General features: G+C 70.0%; 25 protein-coding genes. 6 read left to right on the top strand and 19 right to left on the bottom strand.

Annotation, left to right across the window (positions count from 1 at the left end; genetic code table 11):
• Positions 1-8 precede the first annotated feature (8 nt).
• The 17 genes from ORI94_RS08035 to ORI94_RS07955 form a co-directional block, all read right to left on the bottom strand.
• Entirely contained in the window at positions 9-1,268 is a 1,260-nt protein-coding gene (locus ORI94_RS08035) for a lanthionine synthetase C family protein (protein ID WP_266073672.1), read from the bottom strand.
• Entirely contained in the window at positions 1,255-4,353 is a 3,099-nt protein-coding gene (locus tag ORI94_RS08030) for a lantibiotic dehydratase (RefSeq protein WP_266073671.1), read from the bottom strand. The genes ORI94_RS08035 and ORI94_RS08030 overlap by 14 nt, the downstream gene beginning before the upstream one ends.
• 86 nt (positions 4,354-4,439) lie before the next feature.
• Positions 4,440-4,619 (bottom strand): FxLD family lanthipeptide, encoded by a 180-nt coding sequence (locus ORI94_RS08025; protein ID WP_054100455.1) that lies wholly within the window; start codon positions 4,617-4,619, stop codon positions 4,440-4,442.
• 37 nt (positions 4,620-4,656) lie between these two features.
• Entirely contained in the window at positions 4,657-4,788 is a 132-nt protein-coding gene (locus ORI94_RS08020; RefSeq protein ID WP_011031314.1) for an FxLD family lanthipeptide, read from the bottom strand.
• A 106-nt stretch (positions 4,789-4,894) separates the two neighbouring features.
• The gene (locus ORI94_RS08015; RefSeq protein WP_007491159.1) at positions 4,895-5,074 is read right to left on the bottom strand and encodes an FxLD family lanthipeptide; all 180 of its coding nucleotides are present in this window, start codon (positions 5,072-5,074) and stop codon (positions 4,895-4,897) included.
• Positions 5,075-5,269: 195 nt separating this feature from the next.
• Positions 5,270-5,737, bottom strand: coding sequence for a DUF6082 family protein (locus ORI94_RS08010; protein WP_054100456.1), 468 nt, complete (start codon positions 5,735-5,737; stop codon positions 5,270-5,272).
• Positions 5,738-5,811: 74 nt separating this feature from the next.
• The gene (locus ORI94_RS08005) at positions 5,812-6,387 is read right to left on the bottom strand and encodes a DUF6624 domain-containing protein (protein WP_109296522.1); all 576 of its coding nucleotides are present in this window, start codon (positions 6,385-6,387) and stop codon (positions 5,812-5,814) included.
• A complete protein-coding gene (locus ORI94_RS08000; protein WP_266073670.1) occupies positions 6,384-7,034 on the bottom strand; it encodes a hypothetical protein in 651 nt (216 codons plus the stop codon). Before ORI94_RS08000 ends, ORI94_RS08005 begins: the two co-directional genes overlap by 4 nt.
• Positions 7,031-7,504, bottom strand: a complete 474-nt coding sequence (locus tag ORI94_RS07995; RefSeq protein ID WP_266073669.1) for a LuxR C-terminal-related transcriptional regulator — start codon at positions 7,502-7,504, stop codon at positions 7,031-7,033. Before ORI94_RS07995 ends, ORI94_RS08000 begins: the two co-directional genes overlap by 4 nt.
• Before the next feature lie 137 nt (positions 7,505-7,641).
• Complete coding sequence (locus tag ORI94_RS07990) at positions 7,642-8,895, bottom strand: acyl-CoA dehydrogenase family protein (protein WP_109296525.1); 1,254 nt, start codon at positions 8,893-8,895, stop codon at positions 7,642-7,644.
• 86 nt (positions 8,896-8,981) lie between these two features.
• Positions 8,982-9,623, bottom strand: a complete 642-nt coding sequence (locus tag ORI94_RS07985) for a GAF domain-containing protein (RefSeq protein WP_109296526.1) — start codon at positions 9,621-9,623, stop codon at positions 8,982-8,984.
• On the bottom strand, positions 9,623-10,213 hold the full coding sequence (locus tag ORI94_RS07980) for a GTP-binding protein (RefSeq protein ID WP_266073667.1): 591 nt from the start codon (positions 10,211-10,213) through the stop codon (positions 9,623-9,625). Before ORI94_RS07980 ends, ORI94_RS07985 begins: the two co-directional genes overlap by 1 nt.
• A 43-nt stretch (positions 10,214-10,256) precedes the next feature.
• The gene (locus tag ORI94_RS07975; protein WP_109296527.1) at positions 10,257-10,664 is read right to left on the bottom strand and encodes a DUF742 domain-containing protein; all 408 of its coding nucleotides are present in this window, start codon (positions 10,662-10,664) and stop codon (positions 10,257-10,259) included.
• Positions 10,661-11,173 (bottom strand): roadblock/LC7 domain-containing protein, encoded by a 513-nt coding sequence (locus ORI94_RS07970; RefSeq protein ID WP_266073666.1) that lies wholly within the window; start codon positions 11,171-11,173, stop codon positions 10,661-10,663. Before ORI94_RS07970 ends, ORI94_RS07975 begins: the two co-directional genes overlap by 4 nt.
• Positions 11,174-11,241: 68 nt before the next feature.
• Positions 11,242-12,756, bottom strand: a complete 1,515-nt coding sequence (locus ORI94_RS07965) for an ATP-binding protein (protein WP_266073665.1) — start codon at positions 12,754-12,756, stop codon at positions 11,242-11,244.
• 26 nt (positions 12,757-12,782) lie between these two features.
• A complete protein-coding gene (locus ORI94_RS07960) occupies positions 12,783-14,684 on the bottom strand; it encodes a glycoside hydrolase family 15 protein (protein ID WP_109296530.1) in 1,902 nt (633 codons plus the stop codon).
• A 234-nt stretch (positions 14,685-14,918) separates the two neighbouring features.
• Positions 14,919-15,404, bottom strand: coding sequence for a DUF6415 family natural product biosynthesis protein (locus ORI94_RS07955; RefSeq protein ID WP_262508564.1), 486 nt, complete (start codon positions 15,402-15,404; stop codon positions 14,919-14,921).
• A 189-nt stretch (positions 15,405-15,593) separates the two neighbouring features.
• Here ORI94_RS07955 and ORI94_RS07950 point away from each other — a divergent pair, with 189 nt between their 5' ends.
• Together ORI94_RS07950 and ORI94_RS07945 are read left to right on the top strand one after the other, a co-directional pair.
• On the top strand, positions 15,594-16,982 hold the full coding sequence (locus ORI94_RS07950) for a Tat pathway signal protein (RefSeq protein ID WP_174720323.1): 1,389 nt from the start codon (positions 15,594-15,596) through the stop codon (positions 16,980-16,982).
• Positions 16,983-17,054: 72 nt separating this feature from the next.
• Positions 17,055-17,537 (top strand): SAM-dependent methyltransferase, encoded by a 483-nt coding sequence (locus ORI94_RS07945; RefSeq protein WP_109296532.1) that lies wholly within the window; start codon positions 17,055-17,057, stop codon positions 17,535-17,537.
• 194 nt (positions 17,538-17,731) lie between these two features.
• Here ORI94_RS07945 and ORI94_RS07940 read toward each other — a convergent pair whose 3' ends face one another.
• Entirely contained in the window at positions 17,732-18,268 is a 537-nt protein-coding gene (locus ORI94_RS07940; RefSeq protein ID WP_266073664.1) for an ATP-binding protein, read from the bottom strand.
• Between the two features lie 229 nt (positions 18,269-18,497).
• Positions 18,498-19,271, bottom strand: coding sequence for a TauD/TfdA family dioxygenase (locus tag ORI94_RS07935; RefSeq protein ID WP_266073663.1), 774 nt, complete (start codon positions 19,269-19,271; stop codon positions 18,498-18,500).
• Positions 19,272-19,439: 168 nt separating this feature from the next.
• On the opposite strand from ORI94_RS07935, the gene ORI94_RS07930 reads away from it, so the two are divergent.
• The 4 genes from ORI94_RS07930 (at position 19,440) to ORI94_RS07915 (ending at position 23,545) form a co-directional block, all read left to right on the top strand.
• Positions 19,440-19,883 (top strand): NUDIX hydrolase, encoded by a 444-nt coding sequence (locus tag ORI94_RS07930; RefSeq protein WP_266073662.1) that lies wholly within the window; start codon positions 19,440-19,442, stop codon positions 19,881-19,883.
• A 6-nt stretch (positions 19,884-19,889) separates the two neighbouring features.
• Complete coding sequence (locus tag ORI94_RS07925) at positions 19,890-21,071, top strand: helix-turn-helix domain-containing protein (RefSeq protein WP_266073661.1); 1,182 nt, start codon at positions 19,890-19,892, stop codon at positions 21,069-21,071.
• Positions 21,072-21,332: 261 nt separating this feature from the next.
• Positions 21,333-22,832: a helix-turn-helix domain-containing protein gene (locus ORI94_RS07920; protein WP_266073660.1), complete on the top strand. Its 1,500-nt coding sequence runs from the start codon at positions 21,333-21,335 to the stop codon at positions 22,830-22,832.
• Positions 22,829-23,545 (top strand): HAD family hydrolase, encoded by a 717-nt coding sequence (locus ORI94_RS07915; RefSeq protein ID WP_381310085.1) that lies wholly within the window; start codon positions 22,829-22,831, stop codon positions 23,543-23,545. The genes ORI94_RS07920 and ORI94_RS07915 overlap by 4 nt, the downstream gene beginning before the upstream one ends.
• Positions 23,546-23,822: the final 277 nt, after the last annotated feature.

Raw genomic sequence — 23,822 nt, 5'->3', positions numbered from 1 at the left:
CTCGTCGGCTAGTTGATCAGGAAGCAGGTGTCCCACCCGGACGCGGACGGCGTTCCGGTGTGGAAGGAGTGCAGGGCGAGGGCGGTGCCGGCGGCGCCTTCGAGGAGTCCGATGTCGCCGCCGCCGGGAGGGTTGATCAGGGAGTCCGCCAGGGCGCCGGGCGTGGTGTCGGTGATTGGTGCCAGGAGCCGGGGCAGGCATTCGGTGAGGCCGGGAGTGAGGGCGTCGGTGGCAGCGAGTTGTGTGATGTGCGCCAGGCCGGCGAAGCCGTGGCACAGGGAGACGTCCACGGTCGCGTCGAGTTGTCCGGGGTCGGTCATGGCGCGCAGGAGGGCGAATTCGGCGGCGTGTTGGCGCGCCGGGTCCTTGAGGGCGAGGGCGGCGAGCTGCTGGGCGCGGGCGAATCCGGCGGTGCCGTAGCACCAGGACGGCCGGGATGGTCCGGGGCCGATCGTGCCGGAGCGTAGTTGCTCACGGGTGATCCAGTACGGCCACCACGGGCCGGCGGGGCCGTCCTGCTGCCAGTGGTCGAGCCAGGCCAGGATGCGGGTGATCGCGTCGAGGTGGCCCTCGACGGTGACGCTGCGGCGGGCTGCGAGGGAGAGCACAGCGAGGGGGCCGCCGATGCCGTGGGCGACGCCGTTGTTGGCGTGCCCTTCCGGATACTCCGGGGAGGTCGTGCCGGAGGGAGCTAGGGAGCTCCACCAGCCGGGCAGAACTTCCCCGTCGTGCTTGACCGGCTCGGTCAGGCGGACCAGGTAGGTCAGGATCTCGCGGACGACGTCGGTATGGACGTCGCGGTGCAGCAGGAGCCCGCCCAGCCCGCTCAGGCCGCGGATCGCGTCGAACTCCGCCAGCGCGGGCATCTCGCCGCGGTCCATGCGTGCGTGGGCGTCCGCGAGCCGGTCCCGGATCGCCTTCGTGACGTACCGGTCGAGGGTGTCCAGGGCGCGGGCGTAGCGTCCGGGGCGGTCGGCGGCGGCGTGCAGGGCGAAGGCGAGCGCGGGCGCCCCGTAGTAGAGGTGGCTGTCCGGGCCGCCGACAGCGGGTTCGGCTGCGGCGCAGGCGAGCCAGTCGTGGGCGCGCTGCCACGGCCCCTGGTCGGTGCGGGCCCGCTCGATGTGCAGCAGGGCGACACCGGCTGCGCCGTGCGCGAGCGACTGCGGCCACCAGCCCTGGCGGTGATGCAGCTCCCGTACGTCCTGCGGCGAGGCAAGCCGCTCGGCGATCGTGTCGGCGGCTGCCCGCGCGCTTTCACGCAGATTCATGGTGATCTCCTCGGTGAGTCCAGGCCATGGCGGCGGCGTGGGCCAGCCGTACGCACATCCGCTCGTCGTCCTTGTCGATGCCGGCGGCGCGGATGTGGTGGGCGTGCAGGAGCGAGTCGAGAACGAGGTCTAGGTCTATGCCACCGAACGCGTCCAGCTTCTGCCGGTAGCGGGCCAGGGCCGCGTCGCGCTCGCTCCAGGCGCTGGCGATGGCGTCGCCGCCGGGAGCCGCGCGCAGGGCCGCCCAGCCGTCGGCTGGGTCGGCTAGGCGCAGCGCCTGACCGCGCACGGTCCGGTCCATAGGGCGCGGGTCGGTGATCCGGCTGTGGGCGATCAGCCAGTTCATGCCGGCTGCGGTGCTGCCGGTGAAGGCGGCGGCGACGGAGACGAAGTTCGCTGCGGCGAGGACCTGTTGGTGCGGACGGGAGCTTTGGGCGAACTGGACGGCCAGGGCTCGGGAGTCAGCGGCGAAGACGTCCTCGGCCAGGCTCATCAGCGGCCCGGGGCCCCACCGGCCGGTCTCCGGGTAGGAGGTCGCGAACTGCATGTCGGTGAGGAGCCCGGCACGGCGCAGTCCGTTCGCCCAGGCGCTCACGCGTTGTGCGGTGAGGGCGAAGTCCTGCTCGCTGGGGACCGCGATGCGCAGGCGCAGGTGCCAGCGGGGATCGCGGTAGCGCATGTACCACCAGGTCGGCGGCTCGTTCCACTGGCCGAGCAGCGCGGGCAGGTGGTCGGCAAGGATCTCGGGCTGCCGTTCGACGTGCCCGTACAGCTTGACCAGCAGCCGGGAGGCGGTGCCCGGAAGGTGGCCGTGGTCGCGGGTGACGAGTCGGTCGGCGGTGACGGGAGGGACGGCCGGCCACTGCGGCGGGTGGACAGCCGTCATCGGGGCGATGATCTCGTGGGCCCGTCCGTCGAACCAGCCCCTGTCGGATTCCGCTTCCGTCAAGATCACAGATTCGTGGGTGTCCAGGTGGGCGCGCAGCAGCGCGAGGTGCGCGCGCTCGGAGAGGTCCAGCGGCAGAAGCTGGTCGCCCTCGGCCAGCGCGACTTCGTCCGGAACTCGGCGGCGTGCGCGCCACTCGTCGGCCGCCTTGTGCCATTCCCCCCAGGAGGCGCGGCGGTCGGGCAGCTCCGACCGGTTCAGTCGCCACCTCGCCGGAGAGAGGATCGCGCGGCCGTAGCGCACCCGCGGCAGGTACGGCAGTGCGGTAGCGGACGCCCAGGGGAAGACGGTCAGGACGGCGGTCTGGGCCCGGCTGATCTCGGTGAGGAAGCGTGCGAGCGGCGGCGTGTGGCCGCGCAGGTCCAGCGCGTGCAGCGTCATGGGGTCCAGCAGGCAGGCGCGGGAGAGGGAGACGAGGTAGAGCCTGCGGCGGTCGCAGCCCACGGCGAGGTCGTCGAGCGGGATGGTGCGCGCGTCGACCGGACGGTGCTCCGCCAGGCTGATGACGGCCGGCAGGAGTTCTGTAACGCGGGTGACGTTGGTGTCGCCCCGGTCGAGTGGGGTGAAGGAGACCTGCGTGGGCACCGCGCCGGGCGTGTTGACCGGCAGCTCTTCCAGCATGACGGCCACGCGGGCCTGATCGTCTGATGCGAGCAGCCCCAGGCTGCGGCCGATCGTGGTGCCGATCCCGCGGGACGGGGCGATGCCGTGGAGGACGAAGTCTCCGCTCTCCAGGGCCTCTTGCGAAGCGGCACGGATTCGAAAGCGCAGCTCCGTGTGGGCCGGTACCTGCGGGGCGTTGCGATCTCCGACCGTCAACGTGCGGATCAGGTCCTCGTCCAGGCGGATCTCGTTGCGGCCGTCGAGGACGGCCGCTTGGGCGAGGGAGAGCAGCCGCTGTTCACGGGCGGTCAGGGCCTCACCCTGTTCAGGTTGCGCATCGCGGTATCCGACCGGGAACCCGAGGCCGACATCGGGGTCCACCAGGTCCCGGACCGGGACGAGTGAGTTGATGCCGTACCGCTCGAAGAATCGGTTGTGGAAGTCCTTCCATGCCGGAGTGCCGAAGGGGTACGCGCTCAGCCGGGCCAGCACCGTGGCGGCCTGCTCCGCCTCGCGGGCAACCTGTGGGGGCAGAGTGAGGGAGCAGTCCATGCGAAGGTCCAGCGTGAACGGCTGAGCCTTGACGCTACTCAAGGCGGTCATTTTCCGACGTAAGGCGGTACGCAGGCGCCGGCCGTCCGCCGGGGCCAGTACCTGGTTGTGCCGGGCGATGGCGTCGCGGACCGTCCGCAGGTCGGCCACGAGGTCCGTGGCTGATGAGGCGGCGGCTGCTTCGGCCTGCTCGACCAGGTGGTCCAGGGCGTCGAGGGTGGCAGAGGGCGCGTGCAGGCTGCTGATGAGCACACCGCGTTCGACGAGGCTGCTGACGAGCCCTTCCACCCGGTCCGCGGGAACGTCGGGGAACTCGCTCCTCATCAGTGCGACCACCGCATGGACGGGGACGGGCGAAACGGTGGCATCAACGGCGATACGTACGGCGCTGGTGTACCGGAGGGACACTTCGGCCGCTGGGCTGCCGTCGGTACGGCATGAACGGGGCGGGTAGGGCACGATCAGCCGATCGCCCCGTACGAAGATGGTGTTGTTGGCCATCACATGCAGGTGCCGCAGGAGTTCAGGATCTGCTTCCAGACGGGCGACCAGGTCCGCGATCCAGTCGCCGTCGGCACGGATGACGGGTCGATGCCACTCACCCCAGGACCATCCCGGTCGTTCCCCGAACGAGGCGGAGGCGATACCGGCGAACAGACCGTTCGGGGTCGCCCGGCCCGTCATACGCAGCAGGTACCGCATGACCGACACCACTGCGCGGCGCAACTGACGGGTCTCGGGACTGGCCACCGAGCACAGGGTCTGAACCTGCTGCGCGAGCAGAGGGCTGGCCTGCTCGATGGAGTCAGCGGCCTCGGACAGCGACCAGACGTCGCGCAGCCACGTCTGCCACCGCACCTCGCAGTCCGGGGTGTCGTCGGTGAGGTCCGGCCACGCGGGAAGCCGCAGTCTCGAGGAACGGGCGGCGCGCACCAGCGCAGTATCCGCGCACCGGTACAGCGGGCCGTCCTTTCGGGAACCCATGCACCCTCCCTGGTTGTGGTGTGTTGGGGTGGGTGCCAGCCCGCGCGGCGCAAGGCCGCGCGGGCTGGCAGATCAACGCGCCGAGGTCAGGCCACGTTGGTGGCGCAGGACCCCTGGCAGCTCGGCTTGCAGCCGTCGTCCGTCAGGTTGATCACCGTGGCGGAGCCGTCGCCGGACTCCAGGACGCTGATGTCCAGGTCGAACGCGTCACCGCCCGCCGTGGCGGCCGGGGACTGTGCCTGGCCCTTGATCGTGTTCGCGTTCATGCGGGTTTCTCCCTACTCGTCGTGCGGTGGAAGATGATCAGGCCACGTTGGTGGCGCACGGGCTGGAGCAGGTGCTGCCGCAGCCGTCGTCGGTGAGGTTGATCAGCGTGGCGGAGCCGTCGTCGGACTCCAGGACGCTGATGTCGAGGTCGAATTCGTCGTTCTGCATGTGGTGATTCCTCCGTTGTCGTGCGCGGCTCTGATCGAGCCGCGAGGGACGTGCCGCGTGGGCGGCGCCGACAGGACATGGGCGTCGTGCCGGTGGTCTGGTTCGGTCAGGAGCCGCTGGAGATACAGGCGTTGCCACCGCAGGTTGAGCCGCAGCCGCCGTCGGAGGCGATACTCGCCCCGACCGTGCCACCCGATTCGATGACGCTGATGTCGAGGTCGAACGGGTCCTGCGCGGCAGAGGCCGAGGCGGTCCTCATGCCCTGGTCGGTCACCCTGGGAGTCACGGGAATCCTCCTGATTGGTCCGGTGGAACACTTCGATTCGGTGTGTTGCGGTACGGCCGACCCCGGTGGGCAGCAGCTGTGTGGCCTGCGCCAGTCGGGTCCTCGCCGGCCACCTCTTCAGACACGAGAACCGCTGTCCGGAAGAGGAGTTGGGGACGGGACACGGAAGTCCGAAAGGTGAACCGAGATACGCCGTCAGGCTGCCGCGGGCTGCGCTTGAGGATGGTTCTTCGCGGCCTGGTCCAGCACCCGGGTGAAGTGCTCGGCCCGCTTGTCGCCCTCGGCCTCCTGAGCGCGGAGGTCGCCGAAGCGCTGCCAGTAGCGCCGGCAGACGTCACTGCTCATGACCATCTCGGCGTAGAACGGCAGCTGTCCGTCGCGGACGCGGCCGAGGCAGTGTCGGAGGCTGAGGGCGCAGATGAGTCGGTTGGCCGACATGAGCTGCATGTACTCCTCGGCCTTCATGTCCTCGGGCTTCCACAGCTCGGCGAGGTCGGCGTTGGTGGACACCCGGTTCAGCCAGTCGAGCTGGTTGCCCGCGAGGAGCGCCTCGTGCCGCTCGGCCTGGTGCCGTGCGTTCTGCCTGAGCCGGGCGGCTCCGACCACGGCGGTCGTGAGGGACAGGGCAACACCGGCAGCGAGGACGGCGGTAGGGAGCTTCATCGATCAACAACCCTTTCGCAGAGCGGATGTGCGGCATGAAGGCCGAATGGTGGGGACCGCGGTGTTCCGCTTGTTCACGCGGCCTCCGCGAGGACGACGCTCGGGACTTCATCGGTAGAGCCGTTAGGCATGTACCGGCTACGCACCGTCTCCAGTGCGACAGCGATCGGCAGCAGACCGACCGTGGCCCTTCGTTTGTCGACGGATCCCGGCGCGCGCAGTGGGCACAGCTCGATGCGGTCGGAGCTCAGCAGGAGCTGGGTGCCGTACTCCTGGTCCTGGCCGGTGTTGATGAGGGTGCGGTCGTGCAGGTGTGCCCAGTGGTGGACGAGCGCGTCACCGGCCTCGACCGCACGCCCGAGCAGGATGGTGGCGGCGCGCTGGAAGACGAGATCGTGGTCGCTGTGCAGGGCGATGCTCCAGGCGGCTCGGGCAGCAGCAGGGCCGACGAGGCGGTGGCCGGGCCACTCGTATTCGCCCAGGACGCGGTGCAGAAACTTGGCGTTGGCGTAGTCGGTGTGCCGACCACGGCCGAGTTGGACGCCGTCGAGCTGGTTGCGCACGCGTGTGGCCCGGTGCGCGGCCGATTCCGTGGCGCGGGCGATCAGCTCGCGGGCGATGTCGGGCCGCTGCGGCTTTTCGGTTGTCACGTGCTGCTCCCTTCTTCCGCGGCAAGATGGGGAGCTTGGGTTTGGCAGCTGATTAGTGTGCTGAGTCGGGGGCGGTGCTCGGCGGCCAGTTCGAGGCGGGCGACCCGGTCCCCCTCCCGTCCCGGACCGGAACCCCGCACGTCCCAGCCCATGTCCGTGAGCCGACGCAGCAGGGCGGCGATGGGTTCGGCTTGCAGGGTGTGGCCTGCCAGGATTTCGGCCCGTACGAGCGGGAGGCTCTGCCGGGCGGCGAAGTCGGAGGCCCACAGGGTGATCAGCCGGGTGATGTCGTCGGGCTGCTCGGGCAGGGTGTGGACGTGGCCCAGGCGGAGGCAGGGGCCTTCGCCCCAGCTGAGTCCGGGGTCGCGCGCGGGGACCATGCAGGCGAGCAGCTTTCCGTCCTCGAACAGACCGACCGACGTCGTGTGCGGGTCGCGGAACAGGGCCGGCACGTCGGCTTGGGCGGGCACGGGGAGACCGCTCAGGGTGAGCCAGCGCTGCCGGTCCTGCGCGAGGGCAGCGGCTTCCGCGCGCTCGGCGTCCGTACGTAACCTGCGCACCGCGTACACAGCGCCCGGGTACTTCGCTGCGAACGAGGTGGAAGCCGGAGCCTCCTCGTTGGCCAGGGGAGTGGGGGGCCTTCTCACTGGCTCGCTCCGCTCCGCGCCGCCGGGTCGGTCGGCAGCAGCTTCCAGCCGTGGGCAAGGATCACCAGGTGGGTGGTGTCCCGCGCGCCCGTGTCGGCGAGGAGTTGGTCGAGTGCGGCGCGCTGGTCGGCGGGGGCGAGCTTGGCGGCGACGGCGATGTCACGGGGGTCGCTGTGCTCGGCGACGGCTCGGAGCAGCAGCCGCTGCTCCGGGGTGAGGGATGGCGCTGGCCGGCCCGCCGTGGGCGAGGCCACCTGCTGGGTGGTGAACAGGCGGTGCACGATCACCGGGGGCTTGCAGCGGGGCGGGCAGTGCAAGCTCTCACGGATGTCGCGAAGGTACTGGCGGACGGTCACGGCCGACAGGCTGGTCTCTGCCGCAATCTCCTTGGCCGTGAGGCCGTTCGCGAGGTGCTGGGCGACGCGCTGCAGGGTCGGCGTCAGGGGCGTGATCGGTGCGCTGGTCGTCACGGGCGGGGTCACGGTGTCTCTCTCGGCTGAGTGGATGGTCACTGGGAGGGGTGCCGCCGGCCCCGGGGGGGGCGGGGGGCCGGCGGCACGGGCCCGTGCGCGGCGGTGGGGAGTCACGGGGTGCCGCGCACGGGGGCTCATGCGGCGGTCGGGTCGGGTCGTGCCCAGGCGGCTTCGGCGGCGAGGCGCTCGGACCACTGGATGTGGTCCTCTGCGAAGGCGGCGTCGGCCAGGCGTATGCGCTGGACTTCGCCGGTCCCGGCCGGTGGGTAGGTGTGCTGGATGTCGCGCCACAGGCGCTGGACGATGTAGTCGCCATCGAGGGCGTTGGCGCCATGCAGTTCCATGGCGTCCTGGGCGGACTGGACGGCCCACTGGTGGCCGAGGTATTTCGAATTGATCAGGTCGGCGTCGCAGGGCAGGCCCTGGTCGAGGAGGTGCACGGCCTGGTAGGCGAGTATCCGGGCGGCGCGCAGGCGGGCTTCCATGCCGCCGACGCGGTCCCGCAGGACCGGCAGGTCGGACAGGGCGCCCTGGTAGCGGGGGCGGGTCTTGAGCCGGGCGGTGGTGGTGTCCACGACGGCTTCGTGGATGCCGAGGCTGACGGCGGCCAGGTTGGGGCGACCGTAGAGGATGCTGCTGCTCTGGGCCACGGCCAGTCCCTGGCCGATCTCCCCGACCACGTTGTCCTCGGGGACGCGGACGTGATCGAGGTCGAGGCGGCCGGCGGAGAAGCCATGCAGACCGAGCCCGGCACGGTGGTCGGAGACGGAAAGTCCGGGGCGGTCGGCTTCGACCATGAACGCGGTCAGCGCCTGTGAGGTGCTTACTCCCGGCCCGGCGGTGCGGGCGACGACGAGGTGGGCTCCGGCGAGGTGGCTGTTGCCGATATGGATCTTGCTGCCGGTGATCACCCATTGGTTGCCGATGTGTTCGGCGGTGGTCTCGATGCCGCCGATGTGTCCGCCGGCAAGCGGTTCGGTCACGGCGATCGACAGCAGCATGGACCCGTCCGCGACCCGGGGAAGCCAGCGGCCCTTCTGCTCGTAGGTGGCGAAGTGCAGCAGAGCGCCCACAGGGATCAATGTGGCCTGCAGGATGGCCGCGGCAGCCGCCGAGACCCGCGCGATGCGGTGGACCAAGACGGTCCTGGCCACGTGTCCGGCGCCCAGCCCGCCGAAGACCGCCGGGACGGTGACGGCGAACCAGCCCTGTGCGGCCATCAGGTCGGCGACCTTGCGCTCCACCCTGCCCGGAGCGGCCTCCATCCGCGCGGCGCGCGGCGCGACGTGCTCGGCCGCGAAGGCGTCCGCCTCCTGCCACAGCAGATCGTGGCGGGCGGTGAGGTAGGGACGCAGCGCCGGTGGAGGCGTGGTGGGTGTGGCGGACATGGTCTCCCTCTCCCTGGATGAAGGTCGCAACGCGTGGAGCGGCCGGGGAACGCCTACGGCTCCCGGGTGGGAAGTTGTGGAACGGCCTAGCGGACGGGGGCGCGGGCGATGTGGTCCATCACCTGTGCACTGGCGTTGATGACGATGTCCCGCAGACGACGTGCCTCGGACAGGGGCCGCTTCTCGGGGTCGATCACACACACCGTGCCCAGCACCGTGCCGCTGTCGTGGATCAACGGAGCGCCGAAGTAGGAGCGGATCCCGACGGCGTCGACCACCGCGTTGCCGCTGAAGCGCGGGGACGCGTGCACGTCGTGCAGCGGGAGGGCCTTCCTGCGGGCCATGACCTCCGGGCACCAGCCGTGGTCCCGGCTCATGGTGCGGCCGACGATTACGAACCCGCTGTCCGCCGGCGGCTGGTGCAGCCCGACGAAAGTCTGCTCCTCCAGGAACAGGTTGACGAACCCGTACAAGAACCCGGCCTGTGTGGCCATGTCGCGGGCCAGCTCGTCGAAGTCCTCGTTGGCCACCGGGGGCACGCCCAGGCGGTTGAGTAGCTCGTAACGCTGAGCCAGCTCCAGCGACTGCTGAGGTCGCTGGCTGGTGAGGGCGGTGCCGGGCGGGGTGAACGGGCCGGGGGTGGTGTCCCGCATGTCGCGCCGAGGCAAGGACCGGGCGGGCGGGGCAGTCTGCGGCGTGCGGTAGGGGTCGCGGGGGTGCTGTGACATCAGACGTCCTGGAGGGTGGTAGAAGGGGCGTGACCAGCGCGATTGGTGGTGGCGGCGCAATTCACGGCGTGGTCGACGAGGGCCAGCAGAACGCCGGCGACGTGATTCGTGTCGCGGGCGTCGCAGGTGACCACCGGCACGGCAGCGGGGAGTTCGAGAGCGGCGCGGACCTGCTCGGGGTGGTAGCGGTGCGCCCCGTCGAACTGGTTGACCGCGACGACGAAGGGCAGGCCGATGTCCTCGAAGAAGCTGACGGGCGTGAAGCTGCTCTCCAAGCGGCGGGTATCGACCAGGACGACCGCGCCGACGGCGCCGCGGGAGAGGTCGTACCAGAGGTCGACGAACCGGTCCTGGCCCGGCGTGCCGAACAGAAACAGTTCCAGCGGCACGGGCGCATCGGGCAGGCTCAATCGGCCGAAGTCGAAGGCGACCGTGGTGGTCCGCTTGGACGCCAGGCCAGCCAGGCTGTCGACGTCCGCGCTCGCCTCGGTCAGGTACTCCTCCGTACTCAGCGGCGTGATCTCGCTGACGGCGCCCACTGCGGTGGTCTTGCCCGCGCCGAAACCGCCGGCAATCACGATCTTCAGCACAGTCGGCGCACCGGCCTGCGAGTGCGGCGAAACCGTGGACGGGTCATCCGGCCTGGGGATAGGCGACGGCATCAGGCCACTTCCTCTTCAAGCTGGCGGAAACCGCTGCCAGCAGTTGGACAGACGGACCGGACCCTGCGCCGGTATCGGCATAGGACTGGGTCAGGGGGACGACGAGGGCGCCGGCGTCCAGGAGGTCGGAGACGAGCACTTTGACGGCGGTCACGGGCCGGCCGAGGCGACCCGCCAGCTCGACCACCGACCGCCGGCGCTCCCGGCACAGGGCGAGAATCTCCCCGCACTCCTCGGCCTGTGCCGGGCCCGGCCGTCCCTGCCCGGCCTCCAGGACGGTTTCCAGAGCGAGCAGGTGCCGCGGCTTGGTACGCCCGCGCGTCACGGCGTAGGTCCGCACGAACGCCGACTCCTCGGCCGCGCGGCCGTACGTGGTCACCGGACCTCTCCGCCCGTGCCAACGCGGACGGGGATCAGCATGTACGGGGCGAACTTCTGGACCAGGCGCCCCATCTCGAAGCCGACGGTGCCCACATCGGCGTCCCTGGTGGCGATGACAGCGAGGATCGTGTCCACCTCACCGCGTTCGGCACCGGGGTGGGTGTCGAAGGCCGCGCTGCGCCCGGCGCTCTGGACGAAGAACAGGCAGTCGTCTCGCTCGATGATGACCTGCCGGGCCGACCTCTTCTTGTGGCTGGGGCCGGTGATGTTCGCCGCGAGGGAGGCGACCCCGCTGAAGGCGGCCGACAGTTCGTCCGCCCAGTCCTTGTCGACGTCGCTGTCCAGCAGCCGCAGTCCGTCGCGCGAGAGCAGGACGGCGTGCGTGACGCCCGGCGTCTCGGAGGCGAACTGACGCAGCAGCCAGGCCATGCTGTCCCGCTGTCCGCTTGTCGTCGCGGATGCGGGCGTGCCGTCGGTCACGTTGTTCATCGCGGGGTGGGTGCTCATGGGGATCGCTCCAGAAGGGGGAAGGGCCAGTGGGTGTACTGGGCCGCCGGGAACGCGGAAGAAGCGGGTCAGGGGGTGGGGTCTTCTGTCGAGGCTGGAGGGGGACTGGCGGTGCCGCCGGCCTGGAGGCCGCTGCGGAAGGCGGCTGCCAGCCCGGGCGTCGCCGCGGACACGGGGGCTTGCTCCCGCTCCTGTGGCGGACGGAAAGGTTCCGACCGACGCGTGCGCGTGGGAAGAGCGGGCGCGTCGGCCGAATGACCCGCCGAGGTCGATGCCCCAGCGGCGCCGGGGCGTGCGACCTGCCCCACCCCTGGGGCGGCAGGAGCCGCGGCCACCTGATGCGGCTGCTGCCCGGACATGCGAGCTTCCTCGGGCTGCGGCGCACCCGCGTCCTCGATCGATGGAATGGCTACCAGGAGCCGTGCCGGTATGACGACCAGGGCGGTGGTGCCTCCCGTCGCGTTCTCCTGCAGGAGGACGGACAACCCGTGTGACTGGGCGATCTTCGCGGCGACCAGCAGGCCGAGCTGTCCAGCCCGGACCTGGCCGCTGACGTCGACCTCGTCCGGGGCTTTGAGCAGGTCGTTCATCTGTGCCCGCGTCTGCGGGTGCATGGGAATGGCGCGGTCCTCGACCTCGATGGCCAGCCCGTGTGGCACCCGCTGCGCGCGCACCATCACCCGCGTCGCTGGATCCGAGCACTCGCAGGCGTTCTCGATCAGCTCGGCCAGCAGGTGCGTCAGGTCCGGCCCCACATGGCCGGGCAACCCCAGCTCGGCGCCCACGGATCCGGCCGCGACGGCCACCCGCGGATACTGCACAACCTCGGAGACAGCGCCACGCAGGGCCGTCGTGACGGGAACGGGCCGGCGCACGCTGCGCAGGGACTGCCCGCCCAGGACCGCCGTGCTCTCGACCTGGCGGCGCATCCGCGTCACGAGGTGATCGATCTCGAAGATCTTGGCCAGCAGCTCCGGGTCGTCGGTCAGCATCTCCAGCTGGCTCAGTGCCTGGAGTGCCTTGCTGACCAGGGCGTGCTCGCGCATGGCCAGGCGGCGAAGCACTTCCAGGAGGACCACGGACTGGGACTCGTCATGCACCCGGATCAGCGACATGATGGCCTGCGCCTGGAGGGCACTCAGCGCGTTGTCGATCCCGGCGTTCGCAGTGGGCGACTGCGCGGTGTGCGGGTCCGGCAACGCTGGACGTTTTCCGCGGCACAGCTCGTCCGCCGACCACTGCACCGACTTCTCAACGGCTGCCGCTGCCCCTGTGACCGCTGTCAGCGCTGCTGACTGGGACTCCTCCACTGCCGACTGCACGGCACTGGCCACGGTGCGCGTTCCGTGTGCCGCCACCGCGACGACCGCCGCCAGTCCGCAGACCAGGCCGGCCAGGACCCAGCCGGGGCCTACGACGGACCCCGACCGGAGAGCGAAGGCGGCGAGCAGCAGCGCGGCAAGGAGTGCCAGGGGCAGTGCCACGGCGCGACGGGCGAGGTACAGCGTGGTCGCGTCGACCGGGGGCCGCCGTCTGCGGTGGCCGGTCGCGGCCGGCCGTGCCGGGAAGGCGCTGTCAGGCATGGGAATCCTCGTCAGGGGTGGGGTGGCTATGCGTGCTGCGGCGTCAGGTCGGCGGTGGACTGGCGCGTGCTGCGGGAGGTTGAGCGGGGTGCGGGGACCGCGAGCGCGGCGTGGCGGGGGGAGGACTGCGCCGCCCTCTGCTGAAGGAGCAGGGCGCTTTGGATCAGGCCCATGTGGCTGAACGCCTGCGGGAAGTTGCCGAGCTGGCGCTGCTGGACGGGGTCGTACTCCTCCGCCAGGAGCCCGAGGTCGTTGCGCAGAGCCAGGAGGCGTTCGAACAAGGCACGGGCCTCGTCGGGGCGGCCGGTCAGGGCGAGGCCGTCGACGAGCCAGAAGTTGCACAGGAAGAAGGCGCCCTCGTCGCCGGTCAAGCCGTCCACCCCGACGTCCTCACCGCAGGTCGGGTACCGGTACACGAGCCCGTCCTCCGTGGAGAGTTCACGACGGACCGCATCCACGGTGCCGATGACGCGCGGGTCGTCGGGCGGCAGAAAGCCGGTGCGGGGGATGAGTAGCGTGGCAGCGTCCAGCTCCTGCGAGCCGTAGGACTGCGTGAAGGTGTTGCGCACCGGGTCGAAGCCCTTGTCACAGACCTCCCGGTGGATCGCCGCCCGCAGCTCGACCAGCGGGGCCACGTCCATGTCGAGCGCGCCGGCCTCGGCCAGGCGGATAGTGCGGTCGACCGCCACCCATGCCATCACCTTGGAATGGACGAAGTGCCGGCGGGCCCCGCGGATCTCCCAGATGCCCTCGTCGGGCTCCCGCCAGCGCTGGACCAGGTGCTCGATGAGCCGCTGGTGCAGGACCGCGGTGTCGGCGCAGTGGGCGACTCCGCTCTGGTGCGCGAGGTACAGGGTGTCGATGACCTCGCCGTACACGTCGAGCTGCAGCTGGTTCGCCGCCCCGTTCCCGACCCGTACCGGAGCCGATCCCTCGTACCCGGGAAGCCAGGGAAGCTCCCGCTCCCGCAGGTCACGCTCCCCGGTGATCCCGTACATGATCTGCAGGTTCTCCGGGTCCCCGGCCACAGCGCGCAGCAGCCACCGCCGCCATGCCTGTGCCTCCTGCCGGTATCCGGTCCCCAGCAGCGCGGCAAGCGTCGTGGCGGCGTCGCGCAGCCAGGTGAAGCGGTAGTCCCAGTTCCGGTCGCCGCCGATCTCCTCGGGAAGCGACGTGGTCGGAGCCGCGACGATCCCGCCGCTCGGCCCGTAGGTCATGGCCTTCAGCGTGATCGAGGACCGGACCACGGCCTCGCGGTAGGGCCCGTCGTAGGTGCTCTCCTGCACCCAGTCCTGCCAGAAGGCGAGCGTCTCGGCGAGCGCGGCCTCCGGGTCAGGAACGTCCGGTGCGGGGGCGTGGGACGGGCACCAGCTGAGCACAAACGCCACGCTCTGCCCGGCGCTGATGGCGAAGGCGCTGACGACCACACCGTCCTTCTCCAACTGCGGGACGCAGGTGTCGAGCCACAGAGCGTCCGCGCCGGCCTCCGCGACCATGCGCCCACCGACCTCGTGGTTCCACGGGCTGACGCTGCCGTACCCCGGCCGAGGACGCATGGCCGAGACCATCTCCACTTCGCCAGTCAGGCCCTCAGCGATCCGGATCACCTGTGGGGCCCCGTCGCGCGGCGGCATGAAATCCAGGACCCGGACCGAACCAGTCGGGGTGCGCCACAGCGATTCGAGAACGAGCGAGTCACCTCGGTACCGGCGTTCAGCCACTCTTCCGGAGCCGGACCCGCCTGCGGACGAAGCCGGAGCGATCTGCCAGGTGCCGTGCTTCTGTGTGCCGAGCAGACCGGCAAACACGGCCGGTGAGTCGAAGCGGGGCAGGCAAAGCCAGTCGATCGTGCCGTCGTCGCAGACGTGGGCGCTGGTCTGCGTGTCGCCGATCAGGCCGTACTGCTCGATACGCGGAAGGCGTTTCATCGTGTGTGGATCTCCGTTAGGCCCCGCTGGTCTGGGGGTGTTATCGGGGCCGCCGAAGCGGCCGGGGACAGGCCGGGAGTCAAGGAGTCAGCGGTCAGCGCGGGGACGCAGGCTCGCTCGGAGGTGGTGTAGAGGCCCTGTCTGCGGGATCGAGGCCAGTCGCACGAGTGCCTCGGCACACCAGCCACGCCATCGCGACGAGGATCAGTCCGATGAGGAGCGCTCCGGTGAGGGTCATGTCCGGGGCACCGAAGCGGCCCACACCAGGCAGGTGAGGGCGACGGCGAAGACCGCACCGCGCAGCACGTTGATCTGCGGCGTCCATCGAGCCAACCTCCGTGCCGGTCGACTCGCTCCGAAGTCGTCCAGCCGGATCTTCGCGATGAGTTCCTGCGTGGCCTCGGCGAGTCTGACGAGGTGCACCCGGCTGGGCAGATAGCCCTCCGGGAGCCCGACCGAGCAGAGTTGCTGCGCACGGAGCAAGGCCGGCTCCTGCGAAGGCATCAGGGTTCCGAGCTGGTTGACGTGCCCTCGCAGCCGCAGGACGAGGTCCTCCACATCGGCGGCGGTCTCGGGCACCGGGGAGTCCTCGCCCAGCACGAGCGTCACCGTCTCCGTCGCGGACACCGCTTGGTCACGCCCGGCACCCGGATCACCGAGACTCCGGCCCTGACCACTGCGCTGGCAGAACGCCCGGCGAGGGGCCAGCGAGAGACGCATGACACAACTCCTATGTGAATCAAGCCAAATTGAGTGAGAGACGCCGTGCACCACAGTCGGTCGGCGTGCATGGTGAGTGATCCGGCCGCTACGTTGAGCGAACCGCGAATCCCCGCTGGGGGGTATGCCTGTGCGGCCCGCAAGGCCGTCAAAGGCGTCAAAGATCATTTCGGACCCGAGGGGCAGCCCATGGCCCGTGAGCGAAACGTCGCCCTCGCCGCACTCCTGCGCGAAGCGGGCTGGTCCCAGCCCCAAGCAGCCGCCGCGGTGGCTCGTGTCGCCGCGGAGAGCGGTGCTCGCGAATTGGAGGCCATCTCGCGCTCGCACATCGCCATGTGGGTCCAGGGCACCAAGCCCAGCGGACGAGCGCCTCATATCCTGCGTGAGACGCTGTCCCGCAGGCTCAGTCGCCCCCTCACCCTCGCTGACCTCGGGCTGGAAGACGGGCCGACAGGCTCGCCCGACAGCAGTTCCGACTGGAGCGTCGACCCTCTGACCGTGCTGGCCGAGCTGGGAAGCGACGACCTGGACATGCACCGACGCAAGCTGCTGGCGACCGCCGCGTACTCGGCCGCCGGCCTCACTCTGCCCGCGAGTTCGTGGTGGACAACCGCCCCAGCCGCTGCAGCATCGCGCCCAGCAGTCTCCCCACGGTTGGTGACCCAGGCCGACATCGATGACGTCCGCAACCTGACAGCCTTCTACTCCGCACGGGACCAGCAGCGTGGTGGAGCCTCTGGGCGCTCGGCTCTGGCCGGCCACCTTCGCGACGAAGCGGTGCCCCTGCTGGGCAGCAGGTTTCGAACGGAACGGCACCGACGGGACACGTACTCGGCCGTGGCAGAGATGACCTACATCGCCGGCTGGATGGCGTTCGACGCCTCGGAGCACCGCACCGCCCAGCGCTACCTCACCCTCGCCGCCCGCATAGCGGCCGAAGCCGGAGACGGACCACTGGGCGGCCACATCCTGCGCGCCCTCGCCCACCAGGCAGTCGACCTCGGACACCCACGCAGGGCCCTCGACCTGGCCGATGCCTCCATGGCCCGCACTCACTACGGCCAGGCCAGCTCGCGCGAGAAGGCCCTGCTCTCCATCGTCCACGCCCGCGCCCTGGCCGCCGACGGCGACAGGCCCGGCACCCTCGCGGCCATCAGCCGAGCAGAGCGGGACCTCGCCCGCGCCGACAACGAGGACGCCCCCGACCGCGTCGGCTTCTTCCAGGAAGCCTCTCTCGCCCACGAAACTGCCTGCGCCCTGCGCGACCTGGGCAACCCCGTCGAGGCGGAGATCCATTTCCAGCGCAGCGTCCGCACCCGCCGCCGGCAGCAGTACGCCCGCACCCACAGCGTGACACTCGGCTACCTGGGCGCCGTCCAGGTCCAGCAAGGACGTCTCGACGAGGCATGCGGCACCTGGGGACAAGCCCTCGATGCCATGGTCGGCGTCCAGTCCGGCCGCGCCCGCGACGTCATCGTCCGCATGCAGAGCGACCTGTCGCCCGTGAGGCAACGCGGAGGCCGCCACGTTGTTGAATTGGACCGCCGGGCACGGGAAATGCTGCGCGCCATAGGCTGACCACAGGGCAGGTTCGCAGGTGCGGCCGGCGGTTGCTGCACACGCGACTTCATGGGAGAGGAACGAGCGCCGATGGCGACGTACGAGGTCGAACCGATCGCAACGGTCATTGGGGGCCACACCCGCGTCCAAGACGACTACCAGGGCGGGGTGGAATCGATCATCCGGCTGGACGACGCCTTCCCGCTCGAAACGCTGCAGGGCATCGAGGAGTTCTCCCACCTCACAGTGACCTGGCACTTCCACCTGGCGCGGCCCGAAGACGTGCAGCTCCACGCCCGCAGCCCAAGGGGAAACCCGATCTGGCCGGCAACCGGAACCTTCGTCCACCGCAACCACCGACGCCCCAACCAACTGGCGATCAGCTATCCGCGACTGCTCAAGACAGACGGCCGGGACCTCGTCGTCACCGACCTGGACGCTGTGGACGGCACTCCCGTCCTCGACATAGCGCCGTACTTCACCCAGATGGGGCCCCGAGGACCGGTTCATCAGCCAGCCTGGCCGGCCGAAATGCTTGCCACGTACTGGCTGGATGTCTCGGAGCGTCCGTAAGCCGACCTGCCGTAGTGATCTGTCGCTCGCGGCAGCGCTCATGAGGGCCCAGCTCGCAGAGATGAGAGGGGCGCACCAAGTAGTCGGCCGTCCTCGCTGATACTCCGCTCCCCGAACGGGAATTCGGTCAAAGCCTCCGGCCGGTACCGGCAGAACGGACCAGGCGGCTGTGCGAGCGCCGCGGCTGAGGAGGTTCACGACGTAGTCCCTTCACCGGGGACGTCCAGCTCCATCCAGACCGTCTTGCCCCCGCCCGGGCCAGGTCGGACTCCCCAGTTCGCGGCCAACGCGTCGACCAGGAGCAGGCCCCGGCCTCCCTCACACTCGTCGCTCGGTAGGCTCTGGAAAGGCTGTCTGCCGGAGGGGTCCTGCACTTCGGTCCGGAGACGTCCGCTGGAGTGGGTGACCTTCAGCGTGAATGCCTTCACCGCCTGGTGACGGCACCCGTGGGTCACTGCATTCGCCATCAGCTCATGGGCTCCCAGAGCAACTGCGTCCGCGATGGCCGCCAGTCCCGTTACCAGCATCAATTCGTGAAGTTCGCGCCGGCCCCGCGAGACTGCTGCCACCTCCGCCGGGTACACCGCCACAATCTCGAAGGCACGCCTCCGATCCGCGATCGGCACGGTTTCGACGGGGGCACTGGGATGGGGACCCACGAGGTTGTGAACCGCCACGTCAAGAACTTCGTCCGGCCGCTGAAGAGCGGCGTCGGAGAAATGCACGTTCATCAGCTCCCCTAAGCGGTCCCGACAAGGCACAAATCCGGTCACCATCTGTGCGTGAAGGCGTTTCTCGACCGGCACCGGGTGAGCTGGTCGACGTCGAAAGTCACGTCGCGCTCCTCCGGGCGGTTTTGGACTGAGCAGGGGCGGCCGGGGACTGCACCTGCGGCGAGACCGTGTCGTGCGGGTCGCTCCACGGCAGCGTTCGGCCGTTAGGCGCCGACGGGCCCGTTAGTCACGGCGCGGGCCAGTGGATCTGAGACGGGAAGCCTGGGGGTATCGGGGTGCGGGGGTCGCCCAGGGCCCGCAGACACACACGGTCGTCGGAGAAGCCGGTGCGGGCGTGGAGCCAGCGGCTGTTGTCGATCAGATAGCCCTGGCCGGCGTCGAGAGTGACGCGCTGCTGGAGCGCTTCGATCGCCGTGCGGAGGTGGGGCAGGTGGGGGGTGAGGAGGGGGCTGAACGCGGCGAGGGCGTCCTGGCGCAAGCGGATGGAGACCCGCTCGCCTCGGTGGCGGGTGAAGATCCGAGAGGGGTGTCCGCCGCCGTCGCCGTAGAAGGCGGTACCGGGCGCGGCCATCACTTCCAAAGCCCGGGGCGCGCGTTCCATGAGGAGGGCGTGCAGGGCGCGGCCGTCGGTCAGGAGCACGTCTCCACCGGACGCGGCGGGCTGCTGGCAGACCAGGAGCATCAGACGGGGCGGACGGGGAAGACTGGAGCGCTCGGTATGCGCGAGGAGTTCCCCGGTGCCCAGCCCCGCCAGCCCGGGGCGTCGGGAGGCGGCGCCTCTGTCACGGATAGTGGTCAGCGCATCCGGGTCGCTGTCGGGGTGCGGTACCAGCGTCATCACCCGCTGGGCGAAGGCGAGAACCTTGGCCCGGGTGTCCAGTCCCTCGACGGTGGCGACACCCCGCGCCCGCAGGAGTTCCATCACGGCGGAGGTTCGGCCGAAACCGCCGACGAGGGGCGTGACGTGTGCCTCGAACAGGGTGAGCGAACGGGTCGTCATCGACGTGCTCCTCTGAAATCGGGCTGGACGTCCAGCGTCCGGACGAATAGCGGGCGGCGTAAAGCGACAAACTGTCGACCCGGACAAAGGCGGCAAGCCCGACTTCGTCTTGCGGACGGGTGCTACGTTCCGGAGGACATGCCCGCCCTCACGACTCAGGGACAGCCCATGTACAAGCCGTCGTTGTGGCCGGTGTCCGTCAAGGGTGTTGCTCTCGATGCCCGCGAACGCGTGTTGCTGCTGCACAACGAGCGCGGCGAGTGGGAACTGCCGGGCGGCCGGCTGGAGATCGGTCCCGCAGGTAATGGGTCGGCGCCGGCCGACGTGAGTCCCGGTGCGGCGCTGGAGCGCGAGGTGGCGGAGGAGAGCGGCTGGATGGTGAAGGCCGGGCCTCTGCTCGGCGGCGGGACCTGGATTTACGAGCCGATCCCCGACCGTCGGGTCCTGATCGTCACCTACGGCTGCACGGTCCTGTCTCCAGACCGTGTGCCGGTCCTGAGCCACGAGCACAAGGAGATCGGGCTCTTCGACCGGCACGAGGTCGATGGCCTGCCCATGCCCGAGGGCTACAAGCAGTCGATCGCGGCCTGGTACGACCACCCCGGAAGGTGACCCGGCATGGACGCCTTCACTTCTGTTTCCGGGCCGGCCACGCGCCGGTCGGCGCGGCTGGTCTCCTGGCGCTGGGCGACGCCGGAGGCTCAGGCCGTCCTCGCTACGCGCGACCTTGCTTCGATCCTGAAGTACTACCGGCACGTCCACGGCACCAGCCAGTTGGAGACCGGTGAGCTCCTGGGCTATGACAAGACCTACATCTCGGCCCTGGAACTGGGCAAACGGCATCTGAGCGATGTCGGGAGCTTGCGTCACGTCGCCGAGCGACTCGCTTTGCCCGCGCATGTCCTGGGCGTCACCGATCCGGCCGACACCGACCACCGGGCGATGATCCAGTTCGGCACCTCCACCGTGCGGCTCGCCGAAGTCGCCCGCCAGTGCGGGCGAGCGGCCGAGACCGTCGCCGAACTGTGGCCGCTTGTGGCTCGCTTGGAAGCCCGCGCCCGGGACGGGAGCACCGAACGAGATGTCCTTCGGCTCCTTGCGCACGCCCGGCTGAGTCTCGGGACGGCTCTGGGAAACGTGCTGCCCGAGGAACGGCTGGCCACCGCCGCGCACTGGACCGCCAAGAGCCTGGACGTGGTGCGCGCCTTCGATGACCGGGCTTTGACTACCACCGCTCTGCGCATGCACGGCAACGAGCTGCGCAAGGCCGGCCTGCTCGGTGCGGCCGTCGACCGGCTCAACCAGGCCGCGGTCACCGCACCCGGCACCGAGCAGCGAGCCGCGGTGCTGCCGCTCTTGGCCCGTGCTGCCGGTGCCCTCGGCAACGCGGTGCTGTTCGACCAAGCCGCCCGTGAGGCCCACCAGCTCCTTGACACGGTCGAGCACACCAGCCTCGTCAACCCCAGTGCTCTCTACGAAATCCATCTTCGGGGCCTTATCTCCACCGGCCGCATCCGCGATGCGATACGGCATACCGAGGCGGCTCCGCCCGCCCCGACCATCGCGGTCGCACCCCGGTGGCGTGTCATCGAACTCATCACCACGGGCCGCGTCCGCCTTCTCGCCGGCGACAGCCACGGTGCTACCCAGCTCCTGGCCGCGGCTGTACGGGAAGCACAGGCCCAGCGCCTTCCGCACCAGCTCCAGCGCGTCCAGCGCACCACTGTTGGCAGGCTCCCCGATATCCATGACGCCGCCACCCGTGCCCTGGCCCAGCTCCGCACGGAGATCGTCGCATAGCCGAGGGCAGGTGCCATGCGACGGGGACACAGCCAGGTGTCCTGTTCCCACCAGGCATCTCCTCTCTGAGTCGGCGCTTCAAAACGGCCTGCCACCAGCGCAGTTGGACGCTGAGCGGCCGGTGCAGTGCCATGAGTCTGGAGCCGCGTCGGCTTCGAGGGCATCGCTGTGGCGATATCGCTGCAGCGATATCGATCTCCACCTAGCCTGGTTCTCACGGCTGGGGCGAGCTGGATCGCGAGAAGGAGAGCCGAGGTGACCATGCCAGGGGGACCAGGGCGCACGTGCGTGCGGTGCGGACTGCCGATCAGCCGGTACAACCCGGATACCCGCTGTTCCACCTGCGCCCGGACCGATGCGACACCGACGATCCCGGACCGGGCCTGGCGCGACGAGGAAGTGCACAGGGCCCTTGCTGCCTGGGATTTCGGAACGGTTGTACGTCTGGTCCGCCGCCGCTCCGGGCTTTCGCAGAAGGCCGTACGGGAGCTGACCGGACTCACTCAGGGCTTCATCTCGGACCTGGAGCGCGGCCTCAAACAGGTCAACGGCCGCGAGACGATCATCGACCTCCTGACCGGACTGGGGCTTCCCGCCGACCTTCGCCCGCTCCTCCTCGCCCCTTTCGCGCAGGCCGAATCGCAGCGACTTGTCGAGGTCATCGACCCGGCTCTGCCATGGACGGCGGCTCGTATGGTGACGTCACTGGAAGCAGCAGTCGGAGGAGCCATGACCGGATTGAACCGTCGCAGCGTGATTGCCCTGGGCGGGGCCGGCCTCACGCAGTACATCCTGCAAGCAGCCGTCGCCCCTCCCGAGGCCGTCGCCTCCACCGCCCGAAACGGAATCAGCGTCTCCGACCAGCTCCTCACCAGCCTGCAATCCACCACCGACGCTCTGCGCCAAGCCGACGCCAGCCATGGCAGCGGTAACCTCGCCCGAGCCGCCACAGCGCACCTCAAGGTCCTCCTCCGGTTCCTGAAAGAAGGGGACTTCAGCGAGGCGACCGGGAAGCGCCTCGCAGCGGTGACTGCGGACACCGCCATCCAGACCGGCTGGTACCACTTCGACAGCGGCGCCCACACCGTCGCCCACAACCTCCTCGTGGGAGCCCTCCGCGCCGCTCATGCCAGCGGCGACAGCAGGCTCCGGGCTGGGGCGCTGTCCTTCATCGCCATCCACGGCTACTCCGCCGGCGACCCCCGCGACGCGGTCACCGCCGCGCGCACCGCCCGCCAGGTGATTGCCGACCAGGACGCGCCCGCCCTGCACGCGATGCTCCTCACCCGTCAGGCCCGCGGGCACGCCCGTCTACGCGAGGACCGCCAGGCTCGCACTGCCCTGGAAGAAGCACAGGCACTGTGCGCCCGCGGACGCGGAGAGGACGACCCTCACTGGCTCTACTGGATCAACCCCGGCGAGATCATGGGCCAGACCGGCAGCTGCTTGCTCGACCTCGGCCGCCCCGACCAGGCCGCCCAGGCGTTCGCCGACGCCCGCAATGCCTTCAGCCCGGACGAGATCCGCACCCGTGCCCAGTTCCTCTCCCGCGCCGCCACCGCCCAGATGCGCGCTGGCGACGTCGACGCCGGATCTGCCACCGGACACGAAGTCCTCGCTCTCGTCTCCGGAGTCCGCTCCGCACGCTTGGACGACAACCTGGACACGATGCTCGCCGAAGCCCGCCGCTACTCCTCGGCGGCTCCCGCCCAGGAGCTCTTGGAACGCGGTCAGGCCGTCATGGAAGAACGCGCCGCATGAAGCGCATGATCCTGGTCCTGTGGGACATCGACCGCACCCTCCTCTACACGGGTGACATCGACCGGCGCGTCTACAAGGAGACCTTCACCAGCGTCGTCGGCCGTCCCCCGGCAGCCCTGCCGGCCCGGGGAACCGGAGTCACCATGCCCCTGGCCGTCCGTGAACTCCTGCGCGTCAACCAGGTACCCGAACAGGACGTGGAGACGTTCGCAGCCCGCATCGTCGACGAACTTCCCGAACGCCTCGCCGGCCACCGGGAGCTGCTGTTCAACGACGGGGTCATCATGCCGGGCGCCATGGACGCGCTCGCCGCGGTCCAGCAGGCAGAGCACCTGATCCCGACCGTCGTCACCGGAAACCTACGGGGTAGCGCCGAGACCAAGCTGTCCGCGCTGGGCCTCATCGGCTACCTCGACACCACCATCGGCGGCTACGCGTCCGACGACCCTCACCGCCCGGCTCTCGTACGCATCGCACAAAAGCGGGCAGCCGCGAAGCATGGAGGCCCGTTCAATCGCGACAACACAGTGATCGTGGGTGACTCCCTGGAAGACGTGCGCACCGGCCTGGAGGGGGGCGCCAGGGTGATCGCGGTGGCTTCGGGCACCACCCCCGAGCAGCAACTACGCGCTGCAGGTGCACAACACGTTCTGGCCGACCTCACCTCCACCACGACCCTGCTCCGCCTCATCGACCAGGACGAGGCTCTCTAGGTCTCATCTGACCGGGGTGGTTCCCTGCGGACCGTGTTGTCGCGCCAGTCGAGCCACGGTCCTTCCTTCGTGACCGGCCAATCATTGGTGAGGCAAGCAGCACGCTTCCTCATCGCTGTGACCGGCACACGCGTCCACACAGCGGAAACTCGCTGCGGCGTTGAGGAGCTCGCGAGCAGTGATGTCGCGCCGCCGGGAACACCGAGTATTCCGGGGGCCAAGTAGAGCGCAGCCGCTTCGGTTTCGCACATTCTGGCTTTTCGGACGGTCTGTTCAG

Origin of the sequence: Streptomyces sp. NEAU-W12 (assembly GCF_026242095.1) — a bacterium.
Classification (GTDB): Bacteria; Actinomycetota; Actinomycetes; order Streptomycetales; family Streptomycetaceae; genus Streptomyces.
Note: the sequence above shows the minus strand (reverse complement) of the source record. Positions and strands in the feature narration are given on the sequence as shown.

Excerpts from the sequence above, each read along its gene's own strand:
- ORI94_RS07960 (WP_109296530.1), bottom strand. The coding sequence starts at position 14,684 with ATGAAACGCCTTCCGCGTATCGAGCAGTACGGCCTGATCGGCGACACG.
- ORI94_RS07920 (WP_266073660.1), top strand. The coding sequence starts at position 21,333 with ATGCCAGGGGGACCAGGGCGCACGTGCGTGCGGTGCGGACTGCCGATC.
- ORI94_RS07990 (WP_109296525.1), bottom strand. The coding sequence starts at position 8,895 with ATGTCCGCCACACCCACCACGCCTCCACCGGCGCTGCGTCCCTACCTC.
- ORI94_RS07915 (WP_381310085.1), top strand. The coding sequence starts at position 22,829 with ATGAAGCGCATGATCCTGGTCCTGTGGGACATCGACCGCACCCTCCTC.
- ORI94_RS08010 (WP_054100456.1), bottom strand. The coding sequence starts at position 5,737 with ATGAAGCTCCCTACCGCCGTCCTCGCTGCCGGTGTTGCCCTGTCCCTC.
- ORI94_RS08025 (WP_054100455.1), bottom strand. The coding sequence starts at position 4,619 with ATGAACGCGAACACGATCAAGGGCCAGGCACAGTCCCCGGCCGCCACG.
- ORI94_RS07955 (WP_262508564.1), bottom strand. The coding sequence starts at position 15,404 with ATGCGTCTCTCGCTGGCCCCTCGCCGGGCGTTCTGCCAGCGCAGTGGT.
- ORI94_RS07930 (WP_266073662.1), top strand. The coding sequence starts at position 19,440 with ATGTACAAGCCGTCGTTGTGGCCGGTGTCCGTCAAGGGTGTTGCTCTC.
- ORI94_RS07965 (WP_266073665.1), bottom strand. The coding sequence starts at position 12,756 with ATGCCTGACAGCGCCTTCCCGGCACGGCCGGCCGCGACCGGCCACCGC.
- ORI94_RS07935 (WP_266073663.1), bottom strand. The coding sequence starts at position 19,271 with ATGACGACCCGTTCGCTCACCCTGTTCGAGGCACACGTCACGCCCCTC.
- ORI94_RS07945 (WP_109296532.1), top strand. The coding sequence starts at position 17,055 with ATGGCGACGTACGAGGTCGAACCGATCGCAACGGTCATTGGGGGCCAC.
- ORI94_RS07940 (WP_266073664.1), bottom strand. The coding sequence starts at position 18,268 with ATGAACGTGCATTTCTCCGACGCCGCTCTTCAGCGGCCGGACGAAGTT.
- ORI94_RS07970 (WP_266073666.1), bottom strand. The coding sequence starts at position 11,173 with ATGAGCACCCACCCCGCGATGAACAACGTGACCGACGGCACGCCCGCA.
- ORI94_RS08020 (WP_011031314.1), bottom strand. The coding sequence starts at position 4,788 with ATGCAGAACGACGAATTCGACCTCGACATCAGCGTCCTGGAGTCCGAC.
- ORI94_RS07925 (WP_266073661.1), top strand. The coding sequence starts at position 19,890 with ATGGACGCCTTCACTTCTGTTTCCGGGCCGGCCACGCGCCGGTCGGCG.
- ORI94_RS08035 (WP_266073672.1), bottom strand. The coding sequence starts at position 1,268 with ATGAATCTGCGTGAAAGCGCGCGGGCAGCCGCCGACACGATCGCCGAG.
- ORI94_RS08030 (WP_266073671.1), bottom strand. The coding sequence starts at position 4,353 with ATGGGTTCCCGAAAGGACGGCCCGCTGTACCGGTGCGCGGATACTGCG.
- ORI94_RS07950 (WP_174720323.1), top strand. The coding sequence starts at position 15,594 with ATGGCCCGTGAGCGAAACGTCGCCCTCGCCGCACTCCTGCGCGAAGCG.
- ORI94_RS07985 (WP_109296526.1), bottom strand. The coding sequence starts at position 9,623 with ATGTCACAGCACCCCCGCGACCCCTACCGCACGCCGCAGACTGCCCCG.